General features: G+C 31.2%; 22 protein-coding genes and 1 other RNA gene. 21 read left to right on the plus strand and 2 right to left on the minus strand.

From position 1 onward, the window contains the following. The first annotated feature begins 14 nt into the window (after positions 1–14). The 12 genes from CD121_RS02930 (at position 15) to CD121_RS02985 (ending at position 11,764) form a co-directional block, all read left to right on the plus strand. A complete protein-coding gene (locus CD121_RS02930) occupies positions 15–590 on the plus strand; it encodes a YpiB family protein (protein WP_126567413.1) in 576 nt (191 codons plus the stop codon). Next, positions 580–1,176 (plus strand): DUF1405 domain-containing protein, encoded by a 597-nt coding sequence (locus CD121_RS02935; RefSeq protein ID WP_126567414.1) that lies wholly within the window; start codon positions 580–582, stop codon positions 1,174–1,176. Before CD121_RS02930 ends, CD121_RS02935 begins: the two co-directional genes overlap by 11 nt. A 44-nt stretch (positions 1,177–1,220) precedes the next feature. Beyond that, positions 1,221–1,916, plus strand: coding sequence for a zinc metallopeptidase (locus CD121_RS02940; RefSeq protein ID WP_017637971.1), 696 nt, complete (start codon positions 1,221–1,223; stop codon positions 1,914–1,916). A 217-nt stretch (positions 1,917–2,133) separates the two neighbouring features. Further along, a complete protein-coding gene (locus CD121_RS02945) occupies positions 2,134–2,451 on the plus strand; it encodes a nucleotide pyrophosphohydrolase (RefSeq protein ID WP_017637972.1) in 318 nt (105 codons plus the stop codon). A 38-nt stretch (positions 2,452–2,489) separates the two neighbouring features. After that, a complete protein-coding gene (gene bshA / locus CD121_RS02950) occupies positions 2,490–3,629 on the plus strand; it encodes an N-acetyl-alpha-D-glucosaminyl L-malate synthase BshA (protein ID WP_126567415.1) in 1,140 nt (379 codons plus the stop codon). Next, positions 3,622–4,824 (plus strand): CCA tRNA nucleotidyltransferase, encoded by a 1,203-nt coding sequence (locus tag CD121_RS02955; protein ID WP_017637974.1) that lies wholly within the window; start codon positions 3,622–3,624, stop codon positions 4,822–4,824. The genes bshA and CD121_RS02955 overlap by 8 nt, the downstream gene beginning before the upstream one ends. Then, positions 4,811–5,782 carry a biotin--[acetyl-CoA-carboxylase] ligase gene (locus CD121_RS02960; protein ID WP_017637975.1) on the plus strand — a complete coding sequence of 324 codons (972 nt, stop codon included), beginning with the start codon at positions 4,811–4,813 and terminating at the stop codon, positions 5,780–5,782. The genes CD121_RS02955 and CD121_RS02960 overlap by 14 nt, the downstream gene beginning before the upstream one ends. Before the next feature lie 24 nt (positions 5,783–5,806). Beyond that, the gene (locus CD121_RS02965; protein ID WP_126567416.1) at positions 5,807–8,503 is read left to right on the plus strand and encodes a helicase C-terminal domain-containing protein; all 2,697 of its coding nucleotides are present in this window, start codon (positions 5,807–5,809) and stop codon (positions 8,501–8,503) included. 110 nt (positions 8,504–8,613) lie between these two features. Beyond that, positions 8,614–9,906 (plus strand): asparagine--tRNA ligase, encoded by a 1,293-nt coding sequence (asnS, locus tag CD121_RS02970; protein WP_117239035.1) that lies wholly within the window; start codon positions 8,614–8,616, stop codon positions 9,904–9,906. Between the two features lie 187 nt (positions 9,907–10,093). Next, positions 10,094–10,777 (plus strand): DnaD domain-containing protein, encoded by a 684-nt coding sequence (locus CD121_RS02975; RefSeq protein WP_017637978.1) that lies wholly within the window; start codon positions 10,094–10,096, stop codon positions 10,775–10,777. After that, positions 10,770–11,429, plus strand: a complete 660-nt coding sequence (gene nth / locus CD121_RS02980; protein WP_017637979.1) for an endonuclease III — start codon at positions 10,770–10,772, stop codon at positions 11,427–11,429. The genes CD121_RS02975 and nth overlap by 8 nt, the downstream gene beginning before the upstream one ends. A 5-nt stretch (positions 11,430–11,434) precedes the next feature. Beyond that, a complete protein-coding gene (locus CD121_RS02985; protein WP_026083522.1) occupies positions 11,435–11,764 on the plus strand; it encodes a YpoC family protein in 330 nt (109 codons plus the stop codon). Between the two features lie 141 nt (positions 11,765–11,905). Here the strand turns inward: CD121_RS02985 and CD121_RS02990 are convergent, their stop codons facing one another. Together CD121_RS02990 and recU are read right to left on the minus strand one after the other, a co-directional pair. Then, entirely contained in the window at positions 11,906–14,164 is a 2,259-nt protein-coding gene (locus CD121_RS02990) for a transglycosylase domain-containing protein (RefSeq protein WP_126567417.1), read from the minus strand. Beyond that, positions 14,161–14,787 (minus strand): Holliday junction resolvase RecU, encoded by a 627-nt coding sequence (gene recU, locus CD121_RS02995; RefSeq protein ID WP_126567418.1) that lies wholly within the window; start codon positions 14,785–14,787, stop codon positions 14,161–14,163. The genes CD121_RS02990 and recU overlap by 4 nt, the downstream gene beginning before the upstream one ends. A 322-nt stretch (positions 14,788–15,109) precedes the next feature. On the opposite strand from recU, the gene CD121_RS03000 reads away from it, so the two are divergent. From CD121_RS03000 to CD121_RS03040, 9 genes are all read left to right on the plus strand, one after another. Continuing rightward, the gene (locus CD121_RS03000) at positions 15,110–15,442 is read left to right on the plus strand and encodes a DUF1798 family protein (protein ID WP_017637983.1); all 333 of its coding nucleotides are present in this window, start codon (positions 15,110–15,112) and stop codon (positions 15,440–15,442) included. 11 nt (positions 15,443–15,453) lie between these two features. Continuing rightward, complete coding sequence (locus CD121_RS03005; RefSeq protein WP_126567419.1) at positions 15,454–16,020, plus strand: SLOG family protein; 567 nt, start codon at positions 15,454–15,456, stop codon at positions 16,018–16,020. 10 nt (positions 16,021–16,030) lie between these two features. After that, positions 16,031–16,375, plus strand: coding sequence for a cell division regulator GpsB (gene gpsB, locus CD121_RS03010; RefSeq protein ID WP_017637985.1), 345 nt, complete (start codon positions 16,031–16,033; stop codon positions 16,373–16,375). 127 nt (positions 16,376–16,502) lie between these two features. Beyond that, an RNA gene (gene rnpB, locus CD121_RS03015) (RNase P RNA component class B) lies at positions 16,503–16,883 on the plus strand. A 185-nt stretch (positions 16,884–17,068) separates the two neighbouring features. Further along, positions 17,069–18,205 (plus strand): THUMP domain-containing class I SAM-dependent RNA methyltransferase, encoded by a 1,137-nt coding sequence (locus tag CD121_RS03020; protein WP_126567420.1) that lies wholly within the window; start codon positions 17,069–17,071, stop codon positions 18,203–18,205. Positions 18,206–18,330: 125 nt separating this feature from the next. Continuing rightward, positions 18,331–18,969: an SDR family oxidoreductase gene (locus CD121_RS03025; RefSeq protein ID WP_126567421.1), complete on the plus strand. Its 639-nt coding sequence runs from the start codon at positions 18,331–18,333 to the stop codon at positions 18,967–18,969. Between the two features lie 193 nt (positions 18,970–19,162). Next, the gene (locus CD121_RS03030; protein WP_126567422.1) at positions 19,163–22,609 is read left to right on the plus strand and encodes a dynamin family protein; all 3,447 of its coding nucleotides are present in this window, start codon (positions 19,163–19,165) and stop codon (positions 22,607–22,609) included. Positions 22,610–22,627: 18 nt separating this feature from the next. Continuing rightward, positions 22,628–23,506 carry a 5'-3' exonuclease gene (locus tag CD121_RS03035; RefSeq protein WP_126567423.1) on the plus strand — a complete coding sequence of 293 codons (879 nt, stop codon included), beginning with the start codon at positions 22,628–22,630 and terminating at the stop codon, positions 23,504–23,506. A gap of 366 nt (positions 23,507–23,872) precedes the next feature. Further along, on the plus strand, positions 23,873–24,760 hold an 888-nt coding region (locus CD121_RS03040), incomplete at its 3' end, for a YSIRK-type signal peptide-containing protein (RefSeq protein WP_126567424.1).

A 24,760-nucleotide genomic window follows, 5' to 3' on the forward strand; every position in this document is an offset into this window, starting at 1 on the left:
AGGAATGGTACGAAATGAATAGCTCCCTTACAAAAATGAAACAAAGTTTTATCGAATATTTGCTATTCCATTATGAATTTAAATCTCGTATTTCAGTATGGGTATTAAATTATTTAAAAGCTAGTCCAAAAAAACTACAACGTATACATTTCGTCGAGGAAAAAATACAACAACATATGACATTACAAATTGCAGAAGTAAATTCAGATGCTTCTGCAATTCAATTTAACGACCATCAACAAGCACTCGTTAACACAAATGAAATTTTCGAAGTCATTGCAAATAACGATATGACTTTTGATATCCAATTGCATTTTTCTTCTGAACATCAACGTGAAAGTCGATTAGACGATTTAATTTTAGCGCAATTAATCCATTCGCCACATTATACATCGTATGTTCAAGATTTGTATTCAATCTCTATGAGTGATCGTAAACAAACAACCTTAATTGAAACACTTCAAGATAATATAGATTTAAGTCTACAGATGAAAGAACAAGAAAGATTTTACCAACTTACACAAATACTTAATATCTTAAAAGCTAAGCAAACTAAACATGGTATCGGAGATAACAATAATGACTATTAAACAATACTGGGAAGTTTCATTATATTATCGACCGTTTTTAATATTTTTACTTGTATGTAATGCGATAGGTACAATATATGGCTATGACTGGTATAGTGGTCAGTTGTATATAACACCATCTTATTTTGTTCCTTTTGTTCCAGATAGCCCAACCGCTTCGTTATTTTTAACTATAGCCATTGCATTATTATTATTAAATAAATCATCATCCATAATTGAAGCTCTAGCATTCGTAACTTTAATAAAATATGGTGTTTGGGCAGTGATTATGAACTTGATTATGTTTGTAATAGATGGAGCGGTAACTATTAATGGATTAATGCTTTTGATATCACATGGCATTATGGCATTACAAGCATTTTTCTTTTATCCTCGCTTTAAAATAACTATTTTGGGTTTTGTAATTTCATTAATATGGGTATTTTTAAACGATTATATGGACTATGTTCAAATGCAATTTCCTTATTATAAGTTTATTGCTTCCCATGTTATTGAAATTGGGGTATTATCTATTTGTCTAAGTATCATTTCACTATTTTTATATTTATTTCTTAAACAAGTAATGAAAGTTAAATCATTTGATTAAAGTGCATTTTGACAGTAAAATATGATTAAAGGAGAGTGAGTTTATTGTCTTTAATATCAATGATTATTTATTTTGTAATATTAATGGTCATTCCAATGTGGGCTCAACATAAAGTTAAATCTAACTATGAAAAATACTCACAAGTTAGATCCACAAGTGGTAAGACTGGTCGTGAAGTAGCTGAAGAAATCTTACATGCAAACGGCATTTATGATGTCGATGTAGTTAAAGGTGATGGTTTCTTAACAGACCACTATGACCCAAATAAAAAAGTTGTTTGTTTATCTCCTGCAAACTACGATAGACCTTCTGTTGCTGGTACAGCCATTGCAGCCCACGAAGTTGGTCACGCAATTCAACACCAACAAGGTTATGTATTCTTGAGATTCAGATCAGCATTAGTACCTGTAGCTAACTTAGGTAGTTCATTAAGTTACATTGTTATTATGTTAGGTATTGTGTTAACTGCATTAGGTAGTGCCTTTGGATCTACTGCATTATGGATTGGTGCTGGATTAATGTCACTAGCAGTTTTATTCTCAATCGTGACATTACCCGTTGAATTTGATGCCAGTTCACGTGCAATGAAACAAATTACAGCATTGAATATCGTAAATGAGAAAGAGTACAAACACGCTAAAAAAGTATTATCAGCTGCAGCAATGACTTATGTTGCATCAACAGCAGTTGCATTAGCTGAATTAGCACGTATTATTTTAATCGCTAGATCAAGTGATTAATAACTATATGATTTAAATTTAGACACATCCACTGGTTGATATTGTCATACAGACATTATTAACCAGTTTTTTTTATGCTTTTTCATATTAATCATCATTAATCACCATCCCAAAAAGCAATAAAAATAAATTACCAACCTTAAATTGCACTAAGAATGCATATCACTTTATTTTGATATATACTATATTAGAAATGCATTCAAAGGAGAGAATTTAATTGAAATCAATGACTCAAATGCAAAAAGAAGTAGATGATTATATTAGTCAATTTAAAGCAGGTTATTTTTCTCCCTTAGCTAATCTCGCTAGACTAACAGAAGAAGTTGGAGAACTTTCTCGAGAAATTAATCATCATTACGGTGAGAAGAAAAAGAAAGATACTGAAGAAGATAATACGATTAAAGCAGAGTTAGGCGATAACTTATTTGTATTACTATGTATTGCCAATTCATTAGGAATCGATATGACTGAAAGTTTTGATGAAACTATGCAAAAATTCAATACACGTGATTATAATCGATTCGAGAGAAAGTAACTATTTTATAAATTGATAATAGAAAGGATGGGACATAAATGAAGATAGGAATAACGTGTTACCCGTCCATGGGTGGCTCAGGTATCATTGCCACAGAATTAGGTATTAAAATGGCTGAGCGAGGTCATGAAGTTCATTTTATTACATCAAACATACCATTTAGAATCCGCAAACCATTACCTAATATCATTTTCCATCAAGTTGAAGTAAACCAATATGCCGTTTTCCAGTATCCACCATATGATATTACGTTAAGTACTAAAATTTCAGAAGTGATAAAAGAGTATGACTTAGATATTTTACATATGCATTATGCTGTACCACATGCGATTTGTGGTATTTTAGCAAAACAAATGTCAGGTAAAGATATTAAAATTATGACGACACTCCATGGTACTGATATAACAGTTCTTGGCTATGACCATTCACTTAAAGGTGCTATTAAATTCGGTATTGAAGAGAGCGATATCGTTACAAGTGTCAGTCATTCATTAGCAGAACAAACTAAAGAAATTATTCATACTGAAAAAGAAATTATACCTATATATAACTTCGTCAGAGAAAATGAGTTTCCAACTCGTCATGATGAAAGCTTCAAATCTGATTACGGTATTGAACCACATGAAAAGGTATTGATTCATGTTTCTAACTTTAGATCAGTAAAACGAATTGATACAGTCATTGAAACATTTGCTAAAGTTCATCAAAAAATCCCAAGTAAATTAATTTTACTAGGTGATGGCCCAGAACTCATTGATATGCGTCAAAAAACACGAGATCTTGGTGTAGAAGAGAATGTTCTCTTTTTAGGCAAGCAAGATAACGTTAGTGCATTCTATCAATTATCAGACTTAGTTTTATTATTAAGTGAAAAAGAAAGCTTTGGATTAACGCTTTTAGAAGCTATGAAAACAGGTGTCGTTCCTATTGGTTCAAATGCAGGGGGAATTAAAGAAGTCATTAAACACGGTGAAACTGGATATATTGTCGATGTAGGTGACAGCGACCAAGCGGCTGACTATGGACTTAAACTATTACAAGACAATGAGCTTTATCAACAATTACAATCACAAATGTTATTAGATATAGAACAACGATTTGGCTCAGAATTGATTACAGATCAATATGAACATTATTACCGTCAAATGTTAAATAAAGGTGAGAACTTGCATGAGTAATGAACTATTTGAAAAAGCCAAACCCATATTAACTCAAATACAACAACAAGGATTTCAAGCTTATTTTGTAGGTGGCTCTGTAAGAGATTATCTCATGCATAGAGAAATTCACGATATAGATATTACTACAAGCGCAACACCAGATGAGATTGAATCCATTTTCAGCCATACTATCCCAGTAGGAAAAGAACATGGTACGATTAATGTAGTATTCAATCATGAAAATTATGAAGTAACAACATTTCGTGCTGAAGAGGAATATATTGATCACCGTCGCCCAAGTGATGTTCATTTCGTAAGAGATTTATACGAAGATGTTCAAAGACGTGATTTTACAATAAATGCAATTGCAATGGACACTGAGTATAAGACATTTGACTATTTTAATGGTGAAAGTGATATTCATCAAGCCATTATAAGAACAGTGGGTAATCCTTCTGAAAGATTTGCCGAAGATGCACTTCGTATATTAAGAGGTTTACGTTTTCAATCTCAGCTTAACTTTTCAATAGAAGATAACACGTTCCAAGCTATGGTAAATCAAATTGAAGATATCAAATATTTATCCATTGAACGTATTATCGTTGAACTCAAGAAATTAATCAGTGGTCAAAATGTTGCTACTAGCTATCATCATTTAATTCAATTAGATGCTTTTAAATATATTCCATATTTTGAAAAATTAGACATGCAACGTTTAATAATTGATGAACCTATGCAGTTTGATGTATGGATTGCTATACTTAATGCGAAAATGAATAATGAAGAACCATTATCAAAACTTAAAATAAGTAATAAAGAACAATCACATATTAAGCATCTGGTTTCAATCATCAATCAATTACCGGAAGTCAATTCAAAATCAGATTTAACAATGATGGTGTATGATTATGATATTAATGATATTTTAACTATTATTGAGCATACGCCAACTCTTTCTAAAAATCACATTAAAACTGCAAGTCCACTGATTATAAATCAACAGACAATTAAAGATTCATATCAACAATTACCTATTAATCAACGACAACAACTAGCTATAAACGGGAATGATTTGATGCAACATTTAAATCAACAAGGTGGTCCTTGGGTCAAAGATGTCTTAAGAAAAGTAGAAATTGCCGTCGTAACTAATAAAGTAAGCAATACGTATAATGAAATAATGAAATGGGTGGATAGTCATGTCAAAATATAGTCAAGATGTTGTAAGAATGCTATATGAACATCAACCTGAATATATTTCAGGTCAATACATAGCAGATCAACTTAATATTTCAAGAGCAGCTGTTAAAAAAGTCATTGATCAATTAAAACTAGACGGTTGTGATATTGAATCTATTAATCATAAAGGGCATTTACTAAAAACACTCCCAGATCATTGGTATAGTGGTATTGTTAATCCGATTATCGAGCAACGTGATTTATTTGATCAAATAGAAGTGATGAGTACAGTAGATTCAACACAATTAAAAGCGAAACAAGCACTAGTAGGTAATCATGATACCTTTTTAATATTGAGTGATGAACAAACAAAAGGGCGAGGTCGCTTTAATCGAAATTGGGCTTCTAGTAAAGGCAAAGGTCTTTGGATGTCACTAGTACTTCGTCCTGATGTACCGTACGCAATGATTCCGAAATTCAATTTATTTATGGCATTAGGAATTAAAGATGCGATTCAACAATTTTCAACTGATGATGTTACGATTAAATGGCCTAATGATATATACATAGATGGCAAAAAAGTGTGTGGTTTCCTAACAGAAATGGTTGCCAATTACGATGCGATTGAAGCAATTATTTGTGGTATCGGTATTAATATGAATCATCAAGAAACTGATTTTGATGAAGAGATAAGGCATAGAGCAACAAGTATGCGTATACATTCAGAATACGATTTTAATCGTTATGAATTTTTAGATATATTAATTAAAGAAATTGAAAAGCGATATAATCAATTCTTAAAAGTACCATTTGAAGAAATTCGTGAGGAATATATTGCAGCTACAAACATGTGGCAAAGACCATTACGTTTCACAGAAAATAATGAACAATTTATCGGTGAAGCCATTGATATTGATCATGATGGTTTCTTAATGGTTAAGGACAATCAAGGACAACTTAGAAGGTTAATTAGTGCAGATATAGAATTATAACAATGTAAACTAGGAGAGATAGCTATGGGAATAGCAACATATGCAGTTGTTGATTTAGAAACTACAGGTAATCAACTTGATTACGATGATATTATTCAAATCGGCATTACTTTCGTTCGACAAAAAAAAATAATAGGCACATATCATTCAATGATTCGAACTGATTTAGAAATACCTCCGTTTATTCAAGCACTTACTTCAATTGAAGAGACAATGCTTGAACAAGCACCGTATTTCAAAGATATTGCTAATGATATTTATCAACAACTTAAAGACTGTGTATTCGTTGCTCATAATGTCGCGTTTGATTTAAACTTCATTAAAAAAGCATTTAAAAATTGCAATATCAAATACCGACCTAAACGTGTTATAGATACGTTAGAGTTATTTAAAGTTGCCTTCCCAACAGATAAAAGCTATCAATTAAGTGAATTAGCCGAAGCACATAACATCCCTCTAACAAATGCACATAGAGCAGATGAAGATGCTACAACCACGGCTCACTTAATGATTAAAGCCTTTGAAAAGTTTGAACAATTACCGCTTGATACATTGAAACAATTATATTATTTAAGTAAAGACTTAAAATATGATTTATATCACATTTTATTTGAAATGGTAAGACAACATAAATCCGCAACATTAGATCAACAATTTGGTCAATTTGAACAAATTATTTATAAAAAGCAAGTAGATTTAAAAGGACCTGTGACTGAATTTAATGGCACATTAAAGACGCTATATAAAAAAGCAACTAAACAATTAGATTTAACATATCGACCGCAACAACTTTATTTATCAGAAATTATTTTAGAACAACTTATGCATGGTGAAAAAGCGATGATAGAAGCACCACTTGGAAGTGGCAAGTCTCTAGCATACCTTTTAGCTGCGTTAATGTATAATATCGAAACTGGTCGACATGTTATGATTTCAACAAATACAAAGTTATTACAAAGTCAATTATTAGAAAAAGATATACCGGCTTTAAATAACGCACTCAATTTCAAAGTAAACGCAACACTAATTAAAAGTAAAAATGACTATATTTCACTTGGACTTATAAGCCAAATTTTAAAAGAGGAAACTAACAATTACGAAGTTAGTATACTTAAAATGCAATTATTGATTTGGATTACAGAAACGGATACAGGTGATATTCAAGAATTGAACTTAAAAGGCGGACAAAAAATGTATTTCGATCAGAAGATTGAAACTTATGTTCCAGTTCGTCATGATATTCATTACTATAATTACCTCAAACGCAATGCTCAAAATATCCAAATTGGCGTTACGAACCACGCCCATTTAATTCATTCTGATGCTGAAAATTCAATTTACCAGCTATTTGACGATTGTATTATTGATGAAGCACATCGCTTACCTGATTATGCACTTAATCAAGTTACAAATGAATTAAACTATGCAGATATTAAATATCAGTTAGGGCTTATCGGTAAAAATGAAAATGAAAAATTATTAAAAGCCATAGATCATTTAGAACAACAACGTATTTCAGAGAAATTAGATATAGCTCCAATAGATGTGTTTGGTCTGAAATCAAATATTAACGATATTCATGAACTTAATGAACAGTTGTTCAATAATATTTACGATATTGTACAAAACGCAGACGTATATGACGATGACATACACAAATATCATTATGTTTACGAATTTGACAATGATCAGATTATCAAAGATTTACATCGTTTAATACACAAATTAAACAAAACATTAGAAGTGTTTAATGGCATGAGTCACAAAACTATAAAGACTATGAGAAAGCAATTATTATACCTAAAAGAGCGTTTTAGACAAACAGAACAAAGTTTGAAAGATAATCATACAAGTTTTATTTCAATTAAAAATTTAAGCCAAAAATCAACGATTCGTTTACTTGTAAAAGATTATGCTGTTAAAGATATTTTGACACAACAAGTCTTAGATAAATTCAAATCCTTAACATTTATTTCAGGAACATTAACGTTTAATCAGTCGTTTGACTCCTTTAAAAATTGGTTTAACAAAGATGTTAAATTTAATACGTACGAAGTGGCATCAGCATTACAAAATACTAAAAACACTAATGTATTTATTCCGTCGGATGTCGCACCATACAACTATAAGAATGTCGACGATTATGTAGCATCAATTGTTAATTATGTTATTGAATATACAACGACAACAGAATCTAAATGTTTAATCCTTTTTACAAGTTATAAAATGATGCATATGGTTCAAGATATGCTTAATGAACTGCCTGAATTTGAGGATTATGTCATATTAACACAACAACAAAATCAAAATTATAAAATTGTTCAACAGTTTAACCACTTTGATAAGTCTATTCTTTTAGGTACTTCAACATTCTTTGAAGGTTTTGATTTTCAAGCTAATGGTATTAAATGCGTCATGATTGCGAAATTACCGTTTATGAATAAAAACAATGCTAAATATTGGTTAATGAATTCTGAATTTACATCAACTTTTAAAGATTATGTATTACCTGATGCTGTGACACGTTTCAGACAAGGTTTAGGACGCTTAATACGACATGAAAATGATAAAGGATTAATTGTGTCATTCGATGATCGTCTCATCAATAGTAATTACAAAAGTTTCTTTGAACAAACATTAGAACATTACCGCCAGAAAAAAGGTGACATTAATCAATTTAGTAAATTATTATCACAAATCCAAAAATCAGTGGATAAATAAAAGTTGTGTGATAGGATACACATACTTTTAATTCAACTTGTAGAAGTTGGTAATATATTTTGTTAAAATAAATAAGTATTGAAAAAAGATAAAATAATAGGAGACTGGTTATGAATACAACGATTAAACAAGCAAAACAACATCTTAACCAAGAAGTGACAATTGGCGCTTGGTTAACTAACAAACGTTCTAGTGGTAAAATTGCGTTCTTACAATTACGTGATGGCACTGGATTTATGCAAGGTGTAGTAGTGAAATCAGAAGTAGACGAAGATGTTTTTAATTTATCTAAAGAAATTACACAAGAGTCTTCTTTATATGTAACTGGTACAATCACTGAAGATAACCGCTCAGATTTAGGCTACGAAATGCAAGTTAAATCTATCGAGGTTATCCATGAGGCTCATGATTATCCAATTACACCAAAAAATCACGGTACTGAATTCCTTATGGATCACCGTCATTTATGGTTACGTTCTAAGAAACAACATGCTGTTATGCAAATTAGAAACGAAATCATTAGAGCAACTTATGAATTCTTTAATGATAATGGCTACACAAAAATTGATCCACCAATTTTAACTGCAAGTGCTCCAGAAGGCACAAGTGAATTATTCCATACTAAATATTTTGATGAAGATGCATTCTTATCACAAAGTGGACAACTATACCTAGAAGCTGCAGCTATGGCTCACGGATATGTATTTTCTTTCGGACCAACTTTCCGTGCAGAAAAATCAAAAACAAGACGTCATTTAATTGAGTTTTGGATGATTGAAGCAGAAATGGCATTTACTGAACATGCAAGAAGTTTAGAAGTTCAAGAACAATTTGTGGCACACGTTGTACAATCCGTTCTTAAAAACTGTGAATTAGAATTAAAAATATTAGATAGAGACACATCAAAACTTGAAAAGGTTGCTACGCCATTCCCTAGAATTTCTTATGACGATGCAATTAAATTCTTAAAAGAAGAAGGATTTGATGATATTGAATGGGGCGAAGATTTCGGTGCACCACACGAAACTGCTATCGCTAATCATTACGATTTACCAGTATTTATCACTAATTATCCTACAAAAATTAAACCATTCTATATGGAACCTAACCCTGAAAATGAAGACACTGTATTGTGTGCTGATTTAATTGCTCCAGAAGGTTATGGTGAAATTATCGGTGGATCAGAACGTATCAATGATTTAGAGTTACTTGAACAACGTATTAATGAACATGAATTAGATTCAGAAGCTTATAGCTATTACTTAGATTTACGTCGCTATGGTAGTGTACCTCACAGTGGCTTCGGTTTAGGATTAGAACGTACGGTTGCTTGGATTTCAGGCGTAGAACATGTACGTGAAACTGCACCATTCCCACGTTTATTAAATCGTTTATACCCATAAGTATCATTCAGTTAAATTTAAGTTATTATATTACATGTCGTCCAGTCATTTAAATAGACTGGGCGTTCATTTTTATCTTATACTAACTTATAATAAAGCATTGCATTTTATTAAGGGCATCCATAAAAATCCTTCTATTTAATCAAATATAATGAAGGTCTAAATTTTAATGATAGGAGGGGGTACAATGGACAAGTTTCAATTAAAAACACGACCTGTTGTGATTCGTCGTGAATTGTTAGACCATTACAGTGAACTAGGTATAGATGAACAAGATTTAATCATTTTAATCAAACTAATTTATGCATCAGAAACATCAAATAAACAACCATCCATTGAATCACTTCAACAGGGATCTACGATGCAACCACGTGAAGTTACTGCAGTCATTCAAAATTTAATTCAACGAGAATTATTAGAATTAAACGTTAATAAAGATGAAGAAGGTCGCTTTACAGAATATATGAATTTAGATCCTTTTTATGAAAAACTAAGTCAATTGCTTAAAAAGCAAACAATTGATACCAATGAACAAAGTGATAAAGAAAAGTTTAAAACATTATTCCAAATGATAGAACAAACATTTGCTAGACCATTGTCACCTTATGAAATTGAAACGTTGAACCAATGGATTGATGTTGATAAACATGATATCTCAATTATTCAAGCTGCTCTTGATGAAGCAAATAGCCAAAATAAATTAAGTTTTAAATATATGGATAGAATATTGTTAAATTGGAAGAAAAATAATGTCAAAACAATTGATGACTCAAAAGAAATTAGAAAGCAATTTAATAAACCAAAAATGAAACACACTGTTAAGAAAGTACCAAAATTTGATTGGTTAAATGGAGAGAAATCAGATGATTAGTAAGAAAAAAGCACTTGAAATGATTGATGTAATTGCCGATATGTTTCCAGATGCAGAATGTGAACTAAAACATGATAACGCATTCGAATTAACAATTGCAGTACTTTTATCAGCGCAATGTACCGATATATTAGTTAATAAAGTTACTCGTTCATTATTTGCCAAATATAAAACACCAGAAGATTATTTAAATGTAAGTGATGAAGAATTACAACAGGATATTCGTTCTATTGGATTATATAGAAATAAAGCTAAAAATATCAAAAAACTTTGCCAATCTTTACTTGATCAATTTGATGGAAAGATTCCTCAAACACATCAAGAACTAGAAAGTTTAGCTGGTGTTGGACGTAAAACTGCAAATGTCGTAATGAGTGTCGCTTTTAACGAACCTTCACTCGCTGTAGACACACATGTAGAACGAGTTTCTAAACGTTTAGGTATTAATCGCTGGAAAGATAATGTAAGACAAGTTGAAGATAGACTTTGTTCTGTCATACCAAAAGACCGTTGGAATAAAAGCCATCATCAACTTATTTTCTTTGGTCGATATCATTGTCTCGCTCGTAAGCCAAAATGTGATATTTGTCCATTGTTCAAAGATTGTAGAGAAGGTCAGAAAAGATACAAAGCAAGTTTGAAAGAAGCGTGAAACATTTGATAACTAAACAAGACTTTGAAGAGTTAGAACAACAACTCGATCAATTCGCAAGCCAAAAACAATTAAAATCAGCAGAAGCAAAACCAGTTATAGATGCTTATTTCGAAATGATTATAAGTTATTTTAAACAAATAAATGAAATCAATGAGTTAAATCTAAATGAGCTTGATAACTATCCAGTTGTTCCTATGAATTTTGGTGAGCGCTATCAATACATGTTAGCAAGAAAATATCATTTTATGGGTTATAGACAAATGAAAACATTAAAATCCGAGTTAATAAAAATGAATGCTTCGTACCAAATTCGTAAAAAAAGAAACCAATAAATGTATTGTGATTCACTAATCATTTCATACTTATAATAAAGTTGAAGTACCCACTGGTTAAATCTAGTAGGTACTTTTTAATTTATATAAAAACAAAAAAACGCCCAAATCCTATTTTAGGATTTGGGCGTTTCGTCTATATTATGAAGCTTTATTATTAAATATTGAATTAAAGCTGAATAGACTAGTTAGGGCATTTCCGCTTTGTTGGGAACTGCTATTTGAACTATTTGAGCTGTTAGAGCTTGATGAACCATTTGATGATGATCCATTACTTCCATTGCTGTTACCGCTATTAGAAGATGTTGATGAATCACTATCACCATGTGTGCTCGCATTAGTTGTATTACTATCTGAATGTCCTTTTACTGATAATGAATCAGGGTCACTACCTTCAACTGAGCTTGGTTTTTTAAAGTCTTTACCATCTCTTGAAGAAATGTCTGACATGACTTCTTCAAATAGATATTGTGGATATTCTTGTTCAGAATGTCCTACGAAAGAGTTAGTTCCGTATTCTTTAACTTTGTTGAAGCCCATCCACACTGACATAGTGTATTGAGGTGAGAATCCGTTGATCCAAACATCTTTGGCTGCATTATCAGGTAAGTTATATTGACTATAAACTTCAGCACCGTAAGTACCAGTACCTGTTTTAGCACCCATATTAACACCAGATACGCCGTGACCATAAGCTGAACCATAGGCTTTAAATGTACCTTTAAGCATTTCAGCTAACATATAGGCTGTAGAATCTTTCATTGCTTTATGGCTAGTATGATCATATTCAATAGTGTCACCATCGTGAGTAACAACTTTTTGAATTGAATGAGCATTGTTATAAGTACCACCATTTGCTAATGAAGCAAATGCAGATGCTAATTGAGTTGGTGAGAATTCTGATGAAGAACCACCAAGTACTTCAGATGGTCCAATTTTACCATCGTAATCTAAACCAACTTTAGATGCGAATTTCTTAGGTGCATCGTTACCTGCGCTAGATTTAGTTTGTTGCCAAGTTTTAAGGGCAGGGATGTTGAAACTTTGTCTTAATGCATCATATGCAGAGACAGTTCCGTGACTCTTCGTATCATAGTTTCGGAATGTTGAACCGTCTACTTGATATGAAGATTCGTCTTGAATAGCATGATTAGTTGCCCAATTCATGTTTTCAATAGCTGGACCATAAGCTAAGAATGGTTTTAATGATGAACCAGTAGGATGTGGATCTGTAGCTTGGTTTCTGTCAACGACGTCTTTATAATTACGTCCACCAGAAATGGCTACTAAACCACCAGTTTTACTATCTAAGATAGTAGCACCAACTTGTTGGTCATCGTTTTTGTAGAAGCTACCATTGTTAATCTTATCCTGAAGCGTTTGTTGAACATCTTTATCCATATTTGTATAGATCTTAATACCACTTTGAAGAACGTTACCTAAGTTTTCTTTCTTGAAGTGTTTGTTATTCATTAATTCTGATTTAACAAAGTTCACATAAGATGCTAACTCTGGGTTTTTATCTTCTGTAGTATTTTGACGTTCTTTATCACTTCTTTGAACTAAGTTAGCTTTAACATCGATTTTCTTAGCTTTCTCATATTCTTTATCGCTTATTCTATGATGATAATGCATTAAGTATAATACAGTGTCTTTACGATCTTCAGCTTGTTTAGGATGATCGTAAATATTGTAATTATTTGGTACTTGAGGTAAGCCGGCTAGGTAAGCTTCTTCAGCTAAGTTTAAATCTTTAAGGTCTTTATTAAAGTAATACTTAGCAGCAGCTTTAACACCAGTTACACCATCAGAGTAGTAAATTTTATTCAAGTAAACTTGGAATATTTCATCTTTACTGTACTCTTGTTCTAATCGGTATGAAAGGTAAGCTTCTTGAGCTTTACGACCGATAGATTTTTGTTGTGATAAGAATGAATCTTTAACAACTTGTTGAGTTAAGGTAGAAGCACCTTGAGCCCCAAATCCACCAGTTAAGTTTTTACCTATTGCACCGAATAGACGTTTATAGTCCAAAGCACCGTGATCATAGAAGCGATTATCTTCTGTAGCTAAGACGGCATCTTTCATACTTTGTGGTACATCTTTGATATTCACATGTTCATGACGTTGACCATAATCTAACGTCTTAACTAAGTCACCGTTTTTATCATAAATCTTAGCAGGGATAGGATCCTCTAACTTAGATTCAGTGAATGCAGGTGCTTTCCATGCGTAATATGCAAATAGTAAGATACCGAGTAACAATAGAACAATAAAGGCAATAAACATAAAGCCAATAATCTTAATAATCGTTCTCTTCACATTTCTATTCTTTTTTTCGTCGGACTTCCCATTATTGCCTTTATTTTTAGGCTGAGAAGACCCTTTGTTTTCCGTCATACGCGGTCCTCACTTTCATCTAATATCAACTTATCAACTGCTTTGAGGTAATTCAATCTAGGTTGATACTGATAAGGAATATGGTAACCATTTTTTCGTAATTCTTCAACTGTTATCGATTTTTTAATATCTTTTTTGTATCTATCCCAAAAGAATTCAAATTTAGAATAGGGTAATAGATAAACTTCATCAAGTGATTTAAATCTTATCATTAAAAAAACAATACCTCGTTGTTGGTATGTGTTCTTCATATGATCAACTTGATGATTATGGATATTATTCAAGGGGAAAGAAGTTTTATTCTTCGTTTCCTTTGCTTCAAAATCGATATAATAGCCATTATAGACACCATTATAATCTGTTGTTGAAGGCGTACGAAAATAAGCTTCATTTATCACAGCTTTACTCCGTTTTGGATAGTGAACATTGACTATCTGTACAGGAGTAGGTTTCTTGTGAATGACTGCGATGCCACTTTTTAAATAGTAAGCATTAGAATGCTCAATATCTTTTTCCAGTGACATACCTCGTCCACCATATTCAATATTACTTGAGTATGATGACGATTTGCGTCCGTCCAAAGTCTTATTTTCTTTGTATGGTTGACCATTAGGATAATTCATATATTTCACCACACAAGTCTGGTAGTAAACTGCGATTATTATACACAAGATTTTACAATTAACCAAACTTTTATAAAATTAATGCATTTTTCACTAACCTAAAATACATCAAACCTTATTTTAACGTGCTTTCATTAAATAAACAATAAAAATAGACACATTTATTTCCTTTGTATGCTTATTTAACACGTTTATTTTTATATAAAGCATAGTAAACAGGTAGTTTTTTTATTTAACGTGCAATTTATAACTATAAAAACAATACGTCACGTATGACGGGGGATAAACAATATGATAGATTAATAATGTAGGAGGCTACTAGATGTTAGATATCATTAAAAATTTAATATTAGAAGTCAATCATATGGGCCAAAAATATGAACGAGTTAGAGAAAAAGAGGAAGACGAAGATTTTCATAAAGTTGTAGAACCATATGTTCGAAATATAGATACACAGCTCAATCAACTGAGAAACTATGAACAATCACTCGTTAATACTACATATATGAACAAGAAGAAAGTTGATTTATTATTTAAAAATATTGAAGAACTTTCCGTAGAATGCCATTTTAAACGAACAAGTCGAAAGCTTTTTACAGAAAAAATTAAAGCTGTACAATATGATTTGAATAATATTTTAAAATATAATGTTTAAAGAGGGAAATTATGGTTAAAACTGTTTATATCACTGGATATAAATCTTATGAATTAAATATATTTAAAGATGATGCTCCAGAAGTTTACTATCTAAAGCAATTTATTAAACATAAAATTGTACAGTTATTAGATGAAGGTTTGGAATGGGTATTAATACAAGGTCAGATGGGCATTGAATTATGGACTGCAGATGTTGTTATTGAATTAAAAGAAATATACCCCGAACTTAAACTAGGTGTGATAACGCCTTTCGAGGGACATACATCTAAATGGAACGAACAAAATCAAGCTAAGTACATGAATATAATTAACAACGCTGATTTTACCGAAAGTGTTTTTCATTCTGAGTATCAGGGGCCGTTTCAATTTAAACAAACCGATCAATTTATGTTAGACCATACTGATCAAACTTTATTAATATACGATGAAGAACAAGAAGCAAGTCCTAAATTTTTTAAATCTATGTTAGTTGATTTTATGGAAAAAACAAACTATACTTGTGATATTGTGACGTTTGATGAACTCACTGACTTCATCAACGACTTGCAGTGGTCTCAAGATCAAAGTTTCGAATGAGGTGGAAAAAATGTCAGATGTTTCATTAAAATTATCAGCAAAAGATATTTATGAGAAAGATTTTGAAAAAACTATGGCTCGTGGCTATAGAAGAGAAGAAGTAGATGCTTTTTTAGATGATATCATTACAGATTATCAAAAAATGGCAGACATGAATAATGAAGTTGTAAAACTTTCAGAAGAAAACCACAAATTAAAAAAAGAACTTGAAGAATTAAGATTACGTGTTGCGACAACTAGACCACAAGAGAATAAAAACTTTTCTTCAAATGGTTCTAACAACAACGCATCATCAAACAATGTAGATATTTTAAAACGTATCTCTAACTTAGAAAAAGCAGTATTTGGTAAATAATATTTGAATTGGTCTAGACAAAGCTTTCTATTAGTGTGAGCGTAACACTTTGTTTCCATTTAGATGGGGATTTAAATTTTAAAAGGCTTTGTCTAGACCCTTTTTTATGTTATACTCTCAAAGGTGATATTTTGGGTAATCGCTATAGTGATATAGAGGAAAGTCCATGCTCACACAGTCTGAGATGATTGTAGTGTTCGTGCTTGATGAAACAATAAATCAAGGCATTAATTTGACGGCAACGAAATAACCTACGTTCTTTGAATAGGGTTAGATTAGTTTGAAAGTGCCACAGTGACGTAGCTTTTATAGAAATATAAAAGGTGGAACGCGGTAAACCCCTCGAGTGAGCAATCCAAATTAGGTAGGAGCACTTGTTTAGCGGAATTCAACGTATAAACGAGACAGTAACATTTTAAATGTTACAGTAGACAGATGGTTACCACCAACGTACCAGTGTGGCTAGTGCACGTTTAGAGTACAATGGAACAGAACATGGCTTACAGAAATATCACAACTAGTTTAGCTCTCCCATCAAACGGAGAGCTTTTTTTAATGAGATATTTACTTAAATCAATTTTCCAAAAATATTTTAATTCACTTTATAAAAATAAATGACAATGTATGATTAAACTTTAAAAGTATCTTTGTTAAAATAAACATAAATTAAATGAATCTAAAGGAGAACAATGCATGTTTCAATTATTAGCAGTATGTCCAATGGGATTGGAATCAGTAGTAGCTAAAGAAATACAAGAATTAGGCTATGAAACACAAGTAGAAAATGGTCGTATCTTTTTTGAAGGTGACGAAAGTGCTATTGTTAAATGTAACTTATGGTTACGTACAGCAGACCGTGTCAAAATCGTTATGGGGCAATTTAAAGCCACAACATTTGATGAACTTTTTGAAAAAACTAAATCATTACCATGGGAAACAATTATTGACCAACAAGGGAATTTTCCTGTGCAAGGACGTAGTGTAAAATCAACACTTTATAGTGTGCCAGATTGCCAAGCTATCACTAAAAAAGCCATCGTTGAATGTCTAAAACATGCATATAATGAAAAAGGCTGGTTAAATGAAACAGGGGCTAAGTACCCAGTAGAAGTTTCTATTTTAAAAGATAATGTATTACTTACAATTGATACATCTGGCTCTGGATTAAACAGAAGAGGTTATCGTTTAGCTCAAGGTGAAGCGCCAATTAAAGAAACGCTAGCTGCAAGTTTAATTAAATTAGCCAATTGGACTGGCGATACACCATTAATTGATCCGTTCTGCGGTTCAGGGACTATTGCTATCGAAGCATGTCTAATTGCACAAAACATTGCGCCTGGGTTTAATAGAGACTTTGTATCTGAAGAGTGGAATATCATGCCACCAAATATTTATGATGAGATGCGAGATGAAGCTGATAAACAAGCTGATTACGATAGAGAGATTCAAGTTTACGCTTCTGATATTGATTCAGAAATGGTTGAAATCGCTAAACGTAACGCTGAAGAAGTTGGCTTATCAGATATCATTCAATTCAACGTTAAAGACGTCAATACATTAACGATTGATAGTGAAGAACCTATCGCTTTAATTGGTAACCCACCATATGGTGAACGTATCGGCGATAGAGAAGAAGTAGAAGAAATGTATCGTTATATGGGTACATTGATGAAACAACACCCATATCTATCTACTTATATCTTAACAAGTAATAAAGAATATGAGTTTTTAGTAAATAAAAAAGCAACAAAACGTCGTAAGTTATTTAACGGTTATATTGAATGTACTTATTATCAATATTGGGGTAAGAAACCTCAAACGAAAGATTAAATTAATCAAACAGTTCATTAGCACTCTCATTGCAACTATAGTAAAGTTGTTTTGAGAGTGTTTAAATTTAAATTACTGATGAAATTAATAAATAATATAATCAATAGATGAGAGGAGTAATATATATGAAGAATATTTTAATTATTGGAGCTAATGGTATAGTGGCCATTGAAGCAACCAAAATTTTCTTAGAAAACTCAAATTTTAATGTAAATCTATTTTTAAGAAATGCACACCGTATTCCAGATTATGGTTCAAACAGAGTAACTGTATTTGAAGGTGACGCTAAAAATCAAAGCGATTTAGAGAAAGCATTAGATAATATCGATATCGTATTCACTGGAACATCTGGTTCACTTAATCGTCATGCTGAAACGATTGTAAAAGCCATGGATGCAAAAGGAATTAAACGTTTAATTTTAATTGCTGCCCCAGGAATCTATGATGAATTACCTGAACCATTTAATGAATGGAACAAACAACAATTTGGCGAGAAACTTAATTTATATCGTCAAGCTGCAGATATAATTGAACAATCAGATTTAGATTATACAATTATTAGACCAGGTTGGTTAACTGATAAAAATGAAAACATTTATGAAATCACTACAAAAGATGGCCAATTCGAAGGTACTGAAGTATCTAGAAAAAGTGTCGCAAACTTAGCAGTACAAATAGCAAAACACCCTGATTTACATTCAAAAGAGAATATTGGTGTATTCAAGCCAGGCACTGAAGGCGACAAACCAGCTTGGTTTGAATAATCCTTCCCTAAATTCATAGGTTTTGAGTAATATATATGATAATATTTTAAGTAATATCATAATCTATGATTATTGGCTTACTCAAAAGAGGTTATGACAAAGTATCTTACATTAAAATTGCGTTTTGGATTTTAAGTCGTTTTGTCTTGACCTCTTCTTTTTTTATCGAAAGAACTAAAGGGGATTAAAACGTATGACACACACTGAACAATTAGACATTTTATATAAACTAAAAAAAGAAGTCGAAAAATCAAACAACACTGCTTTATTAAACACAATTAATCAAGTTATTAAAAAGGTATACAAAAATCAATTTACTACTTCATTTGTTGGTCACTTTTCAGCAGGTAAATCAACACTAATTAATTTGTTATTAGAACAAGATATTTTACCTAGCTCTCCAGTACCGACAACAAGTAATACAGCAATCGTCTCAGTTTCTGATTCAGAAGACATTATTGCGAATTTACCGGATCAACAATATACAAAATTAAAAACCTACGACGAAGTAAAACAGATGAATCGCCAAAATATAGACGTAGAGTCTGTAGAAATCAACTTTAAGTCTGATAAATTTGATAATGGCTTTACATTTCAGGATACACCCGGCGTTGACTCTAACGTAGCCACTCACCAAACTACAACTGAACAATTTATGTATACGAGTAACGTGTTATTTTATACTGTCGACTATAACCATGTTCAATCAGCGCTCAATTTTCAATTTATGAAACGAATTAATGAAGTAGGTATCCCTGTTGTGTTCATCATTAATCAAATAGACAAACACAATGAAGACGAACTTTCATTTGATACGTTTAAATCTAGAGTTGAAAAATCAATTAACGAATGGGAAATTAAATTAGAACATATTTATTATGTAACTAAATTTGACCATCCTGAAAATGAAATCAAGCAATTATCTGATTATCTCTTATATTTAGACGAAAATAGAGAATCAATGGAAGATTATATTGAACGCACAGTATCATTTATTACTGATGCACAATTATCATATATCCAAAATGAAATGCAAAGTATTTTAGAATACTTAAATATTGAAGAAGAAGAATTTGAACAAGCATATTTAAATTTCCAACAAACACAATCTGTATCAGAAGAAGCACAATTACTAAATGATAAAGATAAACTAAAGTCTTATCTCAAACAAAAACGTAAAGACATTTTAGAAAATGCTTATATTATGACTCATGATATGCGAGAACAATTAAGATCGTATTTAGAAAGTAAGGCTACAGATTTTAAAGTAGGTGGATTTTTCAATAAATCTAAGAAGAAGGAAGAAGCACAAACAGAACGTTTAAACAAAGCAGTTGATATGCTTCAAGAAAAGATAAACACCCAAATTCGCCAACCTATGAGAGAAGATATGTCATTTTTAACACGATTTATTAATCAGAAAAATATTAATGAACATATTTTAAATCAGTCTTATGATATACCAAACGATTTAGTTTCTTCTTTATATCAACCACAAACAACTATAAGTAATACGTATGTATTAACATTTTCTGATGAAGTGGTTAAAGCAATTAATCAATTTGTTGAACGCCAATCAAATCCATTATTTGAAAAGGCCATTCAACATGTTCAAGCTAACGAAATAGAAACTGAAGATAGTGAAGCATCAGAAGAATATCAACGATATATGAAATTAAATAATTTGAAAGAATCGCTAACAACACGCAATTATCAACATTACTATATACATTTAGAAGATTCTTTAGATAAATTAACAGGACGTACTGAAGCTAACTTCACGATTAAACAACAAAATGATACAACACATCATCAAAATAGAGATTCAATTCAATCAGAAAGCGATGATGTCTCAAGTTCACAAATTGATATTGAAAAGGCATTAAATGTAATCGAAGATATACCGTTATTTGAGCGAACTCAAATGGACATAAAGCAAACATTAACTCGTCTAGATCAAAAAATCACAAAAATTGGCGTATTTGGTACATTCAGCGCAGGAAAGAGTAGCTTAATTAATGCCTTATTAGGTGGTCAATATTTAGTAAGTTCACCAAACCCAACAACAGCGGCGACAACCGAATTGACTTACGGTGAAAACAGCAGTATTACTTTAAAATCATCAAAGCAATTACTTCAAGAAATTAACCAAATGCTTGAATACTTCAATCAGTCATTCGATTCACTTGATGAATTTATTAATAGTGATATAACGCAATTAAAATCAAAATTAGAAAAAAATCAACTTGCGTTTATTTCTGCTGTAGAAAAACATTATGACATGTATATCAATATGTTAAATGATGGAGAAGTACATCAAATCGACCAAGATGATGTTAAAAAATGGTCTGCAGAAGATGAATATGCAACATTTGTTAAAACAGTTCATCTACAAGTACCTGTTGAATGGCTTAAAGGAAAAATTATTGTCGATTCACTTGGTTTACATTCAAATAACCAACGACATACAAATGAAACAGAACAAATACTTACTTCTTCAGATTTAATTTTATATGTTAGTTACTTCAATCATTCATTTACTGACAATGACAAAGCCTTCATTGAACATATGAAAGATATGAATCAGCTAAACGAAAATCAAGCTTTCAAAATGATTATCAACGCGGTTGATTTAGCTGAGAGTGAACAAGATTTAGATGCTGTTAAAGATTATGTTGCTGATGCACTTAATCAAGTACAGTTACAATCAGACGTTTTTGGTGTATCTAGTCGAGAAGCATTAAAATCTAACGATGAAGGTATCAATCAATTGAAAGAAAGCATTCAACACTTTGTCGACATTGAATCTAAGACAATTCTAGAACAACAAATGATTCATCAACTACAACAAATCGACAAGTCATATGTTGAAATGATAGAAGAATTTGAATCTAATAAAGACGACATTGCTAAGCGTCAACAAAAATTAGAAACATATAAAGACCAACAAAGACTCGGTCATCAACTGATAGATACAACATCACAATATACGAATAATGAAGTTGAAGAACAAGTTTATCATTTAAATTCACGACTAAAACTTCAATTAATGGACGATATTAAATCTGTATATAACAGTCAAATGACTCAAAATAGTGATTTTAATGAAGAAAAGAAAAATTCGACTAAAATTTATTTAGATCAAATTCATCAAAGACTGTTCTTAGAACAATCATTAATTACTGAAAGAATTAAAAGATACTTTAATCAACAATTAGATGAACAAGTGGCACCTGTGTTACAACAATTAAGTAAATTGCATATCATAGTTAATCCACGTTTCAATTTACAACCAGATGTCATTGATAAACCGTTACTTCATATTGAACTTAACGATATGATGAGTGAATTACCTAAACAATTAACAAAACGTAAAATCCTTAATCCAAATTCACAGAAAGAAATTCACGAATATATTTGTCAAAGTACATTAGAATTGCTTCAATCAAATTTCAATCAGTTAAGACAGCAATTGGAATCATATGTTAATCAAATGTCTTCAGAAGCAGAAGAACAATTTAACAGTATCGAAGTAAACATTCAAAGTCAGATTAACGAACTGTTATCATTTAACTTGGATGAATCATTAATTACACAACTCAAAGATAAACATCAACAATTAGTAGCAATCATTTATTAAGAAAGAAGGATTACCAAAATGCCTAACAAAGTTTTACTCGTTGATGGCATGGCATTATTGTTTAGACACTTTTTTGCAACTAGTCTACACAGTCAATTCATGTATAATTCAAAAGGCGTGCCTACCAACGGCATTCAAGGGTTCATTCGCCATATCTTCTCTGCTATCAAAGAAATTCAACCAACTCACGTGGCTGTTTGTTGGGATATGGGACAATCAACATTTAGAAATGATATGTTTGGTGGTTACAAACAAAATCGATCAGCACCTCCAGAGGAATTGATACCTCAATTTGATTATGTACAAGAAATCTCTGATCAATTTGGCTTCGTTAATATTGGTGTTACTAATTACGAAGCAGATGATGTGATAGGAACATTAGCAAAATCATATTCAACAGATAATGACGTTTATATTATTACTGGCGACAGAGATTTACTTCAATGTATTAATGAAAATGTGGAAGTATGGCTAATTAAAAAAGGATTTAATATTTATAATCGTTACACATTAAATCGATTCAATGAAGAATATCAATTAGAACCTCAACAATTAATTGATATTAAAGCGTTTATGGGTGATACTGCAGATGGTTATGCTGGAGTAAAAGGGATAGGCGAGAAAACGGCTATTAAATTAATTCAACAATATGGCAGTGTAGAAGAAGTCATCAATCAAATTGACGCTTTAACACCCGAACAAAGAAAGAAAATTAATGACAATATGAATGAATTACATTTATCTAAACGTTTAGCTGAAATTCATACAGAAGTTCCTTTAGATAGTGAACAATTATTTATGGATATGGCTTTTGCCACAACATTAAATCATATTCTATCTATTTGTAATGAACACGAACTATACGTTTCAGGAAAATATATTTCAAGTCATTTATAAATTTTAGCAATCGAATTCATCATATAGACTTTATAGTTTATATAGAATTCGATTGCTTTTTTGTATTTTTAACGCAATTTTAATAATAATAATAATTATAATTTGTAACAATTTTAATTACACATAAATTATATTTTGTGCTATTATAATTTAGAGCATAACTAAATTGTTCAACAACATGCTGTAATGTATTTTTATAGTCTGACTTTTAATTTCAAAAAATGTAAGACATAGATTTAAATTTCATTATCCATTACCAATTAGTGAGAATTATTATCATAATACATTACATTTTTATCAGGCAATTATACATTCACAACAAACACATCAGAGAAACAACATCAAGACAAGGAGTGAACAATAAAAATGAACGATCGTGAGAAATTACAGAAGTTTAGTATTCGTAAATATACAGTTGGTACATTTTCAACTGTAATTGCAACATTAGTATTTTTAGGATTTAACGCATCTAATGCACAGGCTGAAGAAGCAAGCGCCAAGGAGCAAACTAAAACTCAAATTTATCAGCATCAAGATGGACAACAGTCAAATTCATCTGATTTAGCTAAACAAGAAGCAAATAAAATTTCACAGACAACTGATAAAGCAAATATTAATGTAGAAACTTCTACCGATAACTCAAGTCAAGAGTCTACAAAAGTAGCAAATTTAAAGAAATCTAATCAATCAGAACAAAATAGTTCTAATAGTTCTAAAGCACCGCTTCAAAATTCAGAAAATACTGTAAATAAGAATCATGAAGTTACAAATTCATCTGATTTAGAGCAGGGTAACACATTACAAAATGAACAACTTAATCATGCTGAGAATAAATTAACTGCACATGTTGAAGATAGCTCACGTCAAATTGACCTAAATAATAACAATGACAATTCTCAATCTTCACAAATTGATAAAAATGCTTTACAAGCATTTTTTGATGCAAATTACCATGATTATCGCTTTGTTGATAGAGAGAAAGCTGATAAAACGACTTTCAATCAAGTAAAAGCAGCTTTCGATAAAATTAATTTATTATTAGGAAGTAATGATGAATTAGACAATAAAACATTGCAATTAGCATATAAAGAATTAGAACAAGCTGTTGCAACTATTAAAACTCTACCTAAAAGACAAGCTCAAGTAAGACGTAATCATCGTATTGAAGAACGTTCTGTAGAGCCAAAAACTAGTTCAGTAGAGCCAAAAACTAGTTCAGTAGAGCCAAAAACTAGTTCAGTAGAGCCAAAAACT

This window comes from Staphylococcus pasteuri, from assembly GCF_003970495.1.
Lineage (GTDB): Bacteria > Bacillota > Bacilli > Staphylococcales > Staphylococcaceae > Staphylococcus > Staphylococcus pasteuri.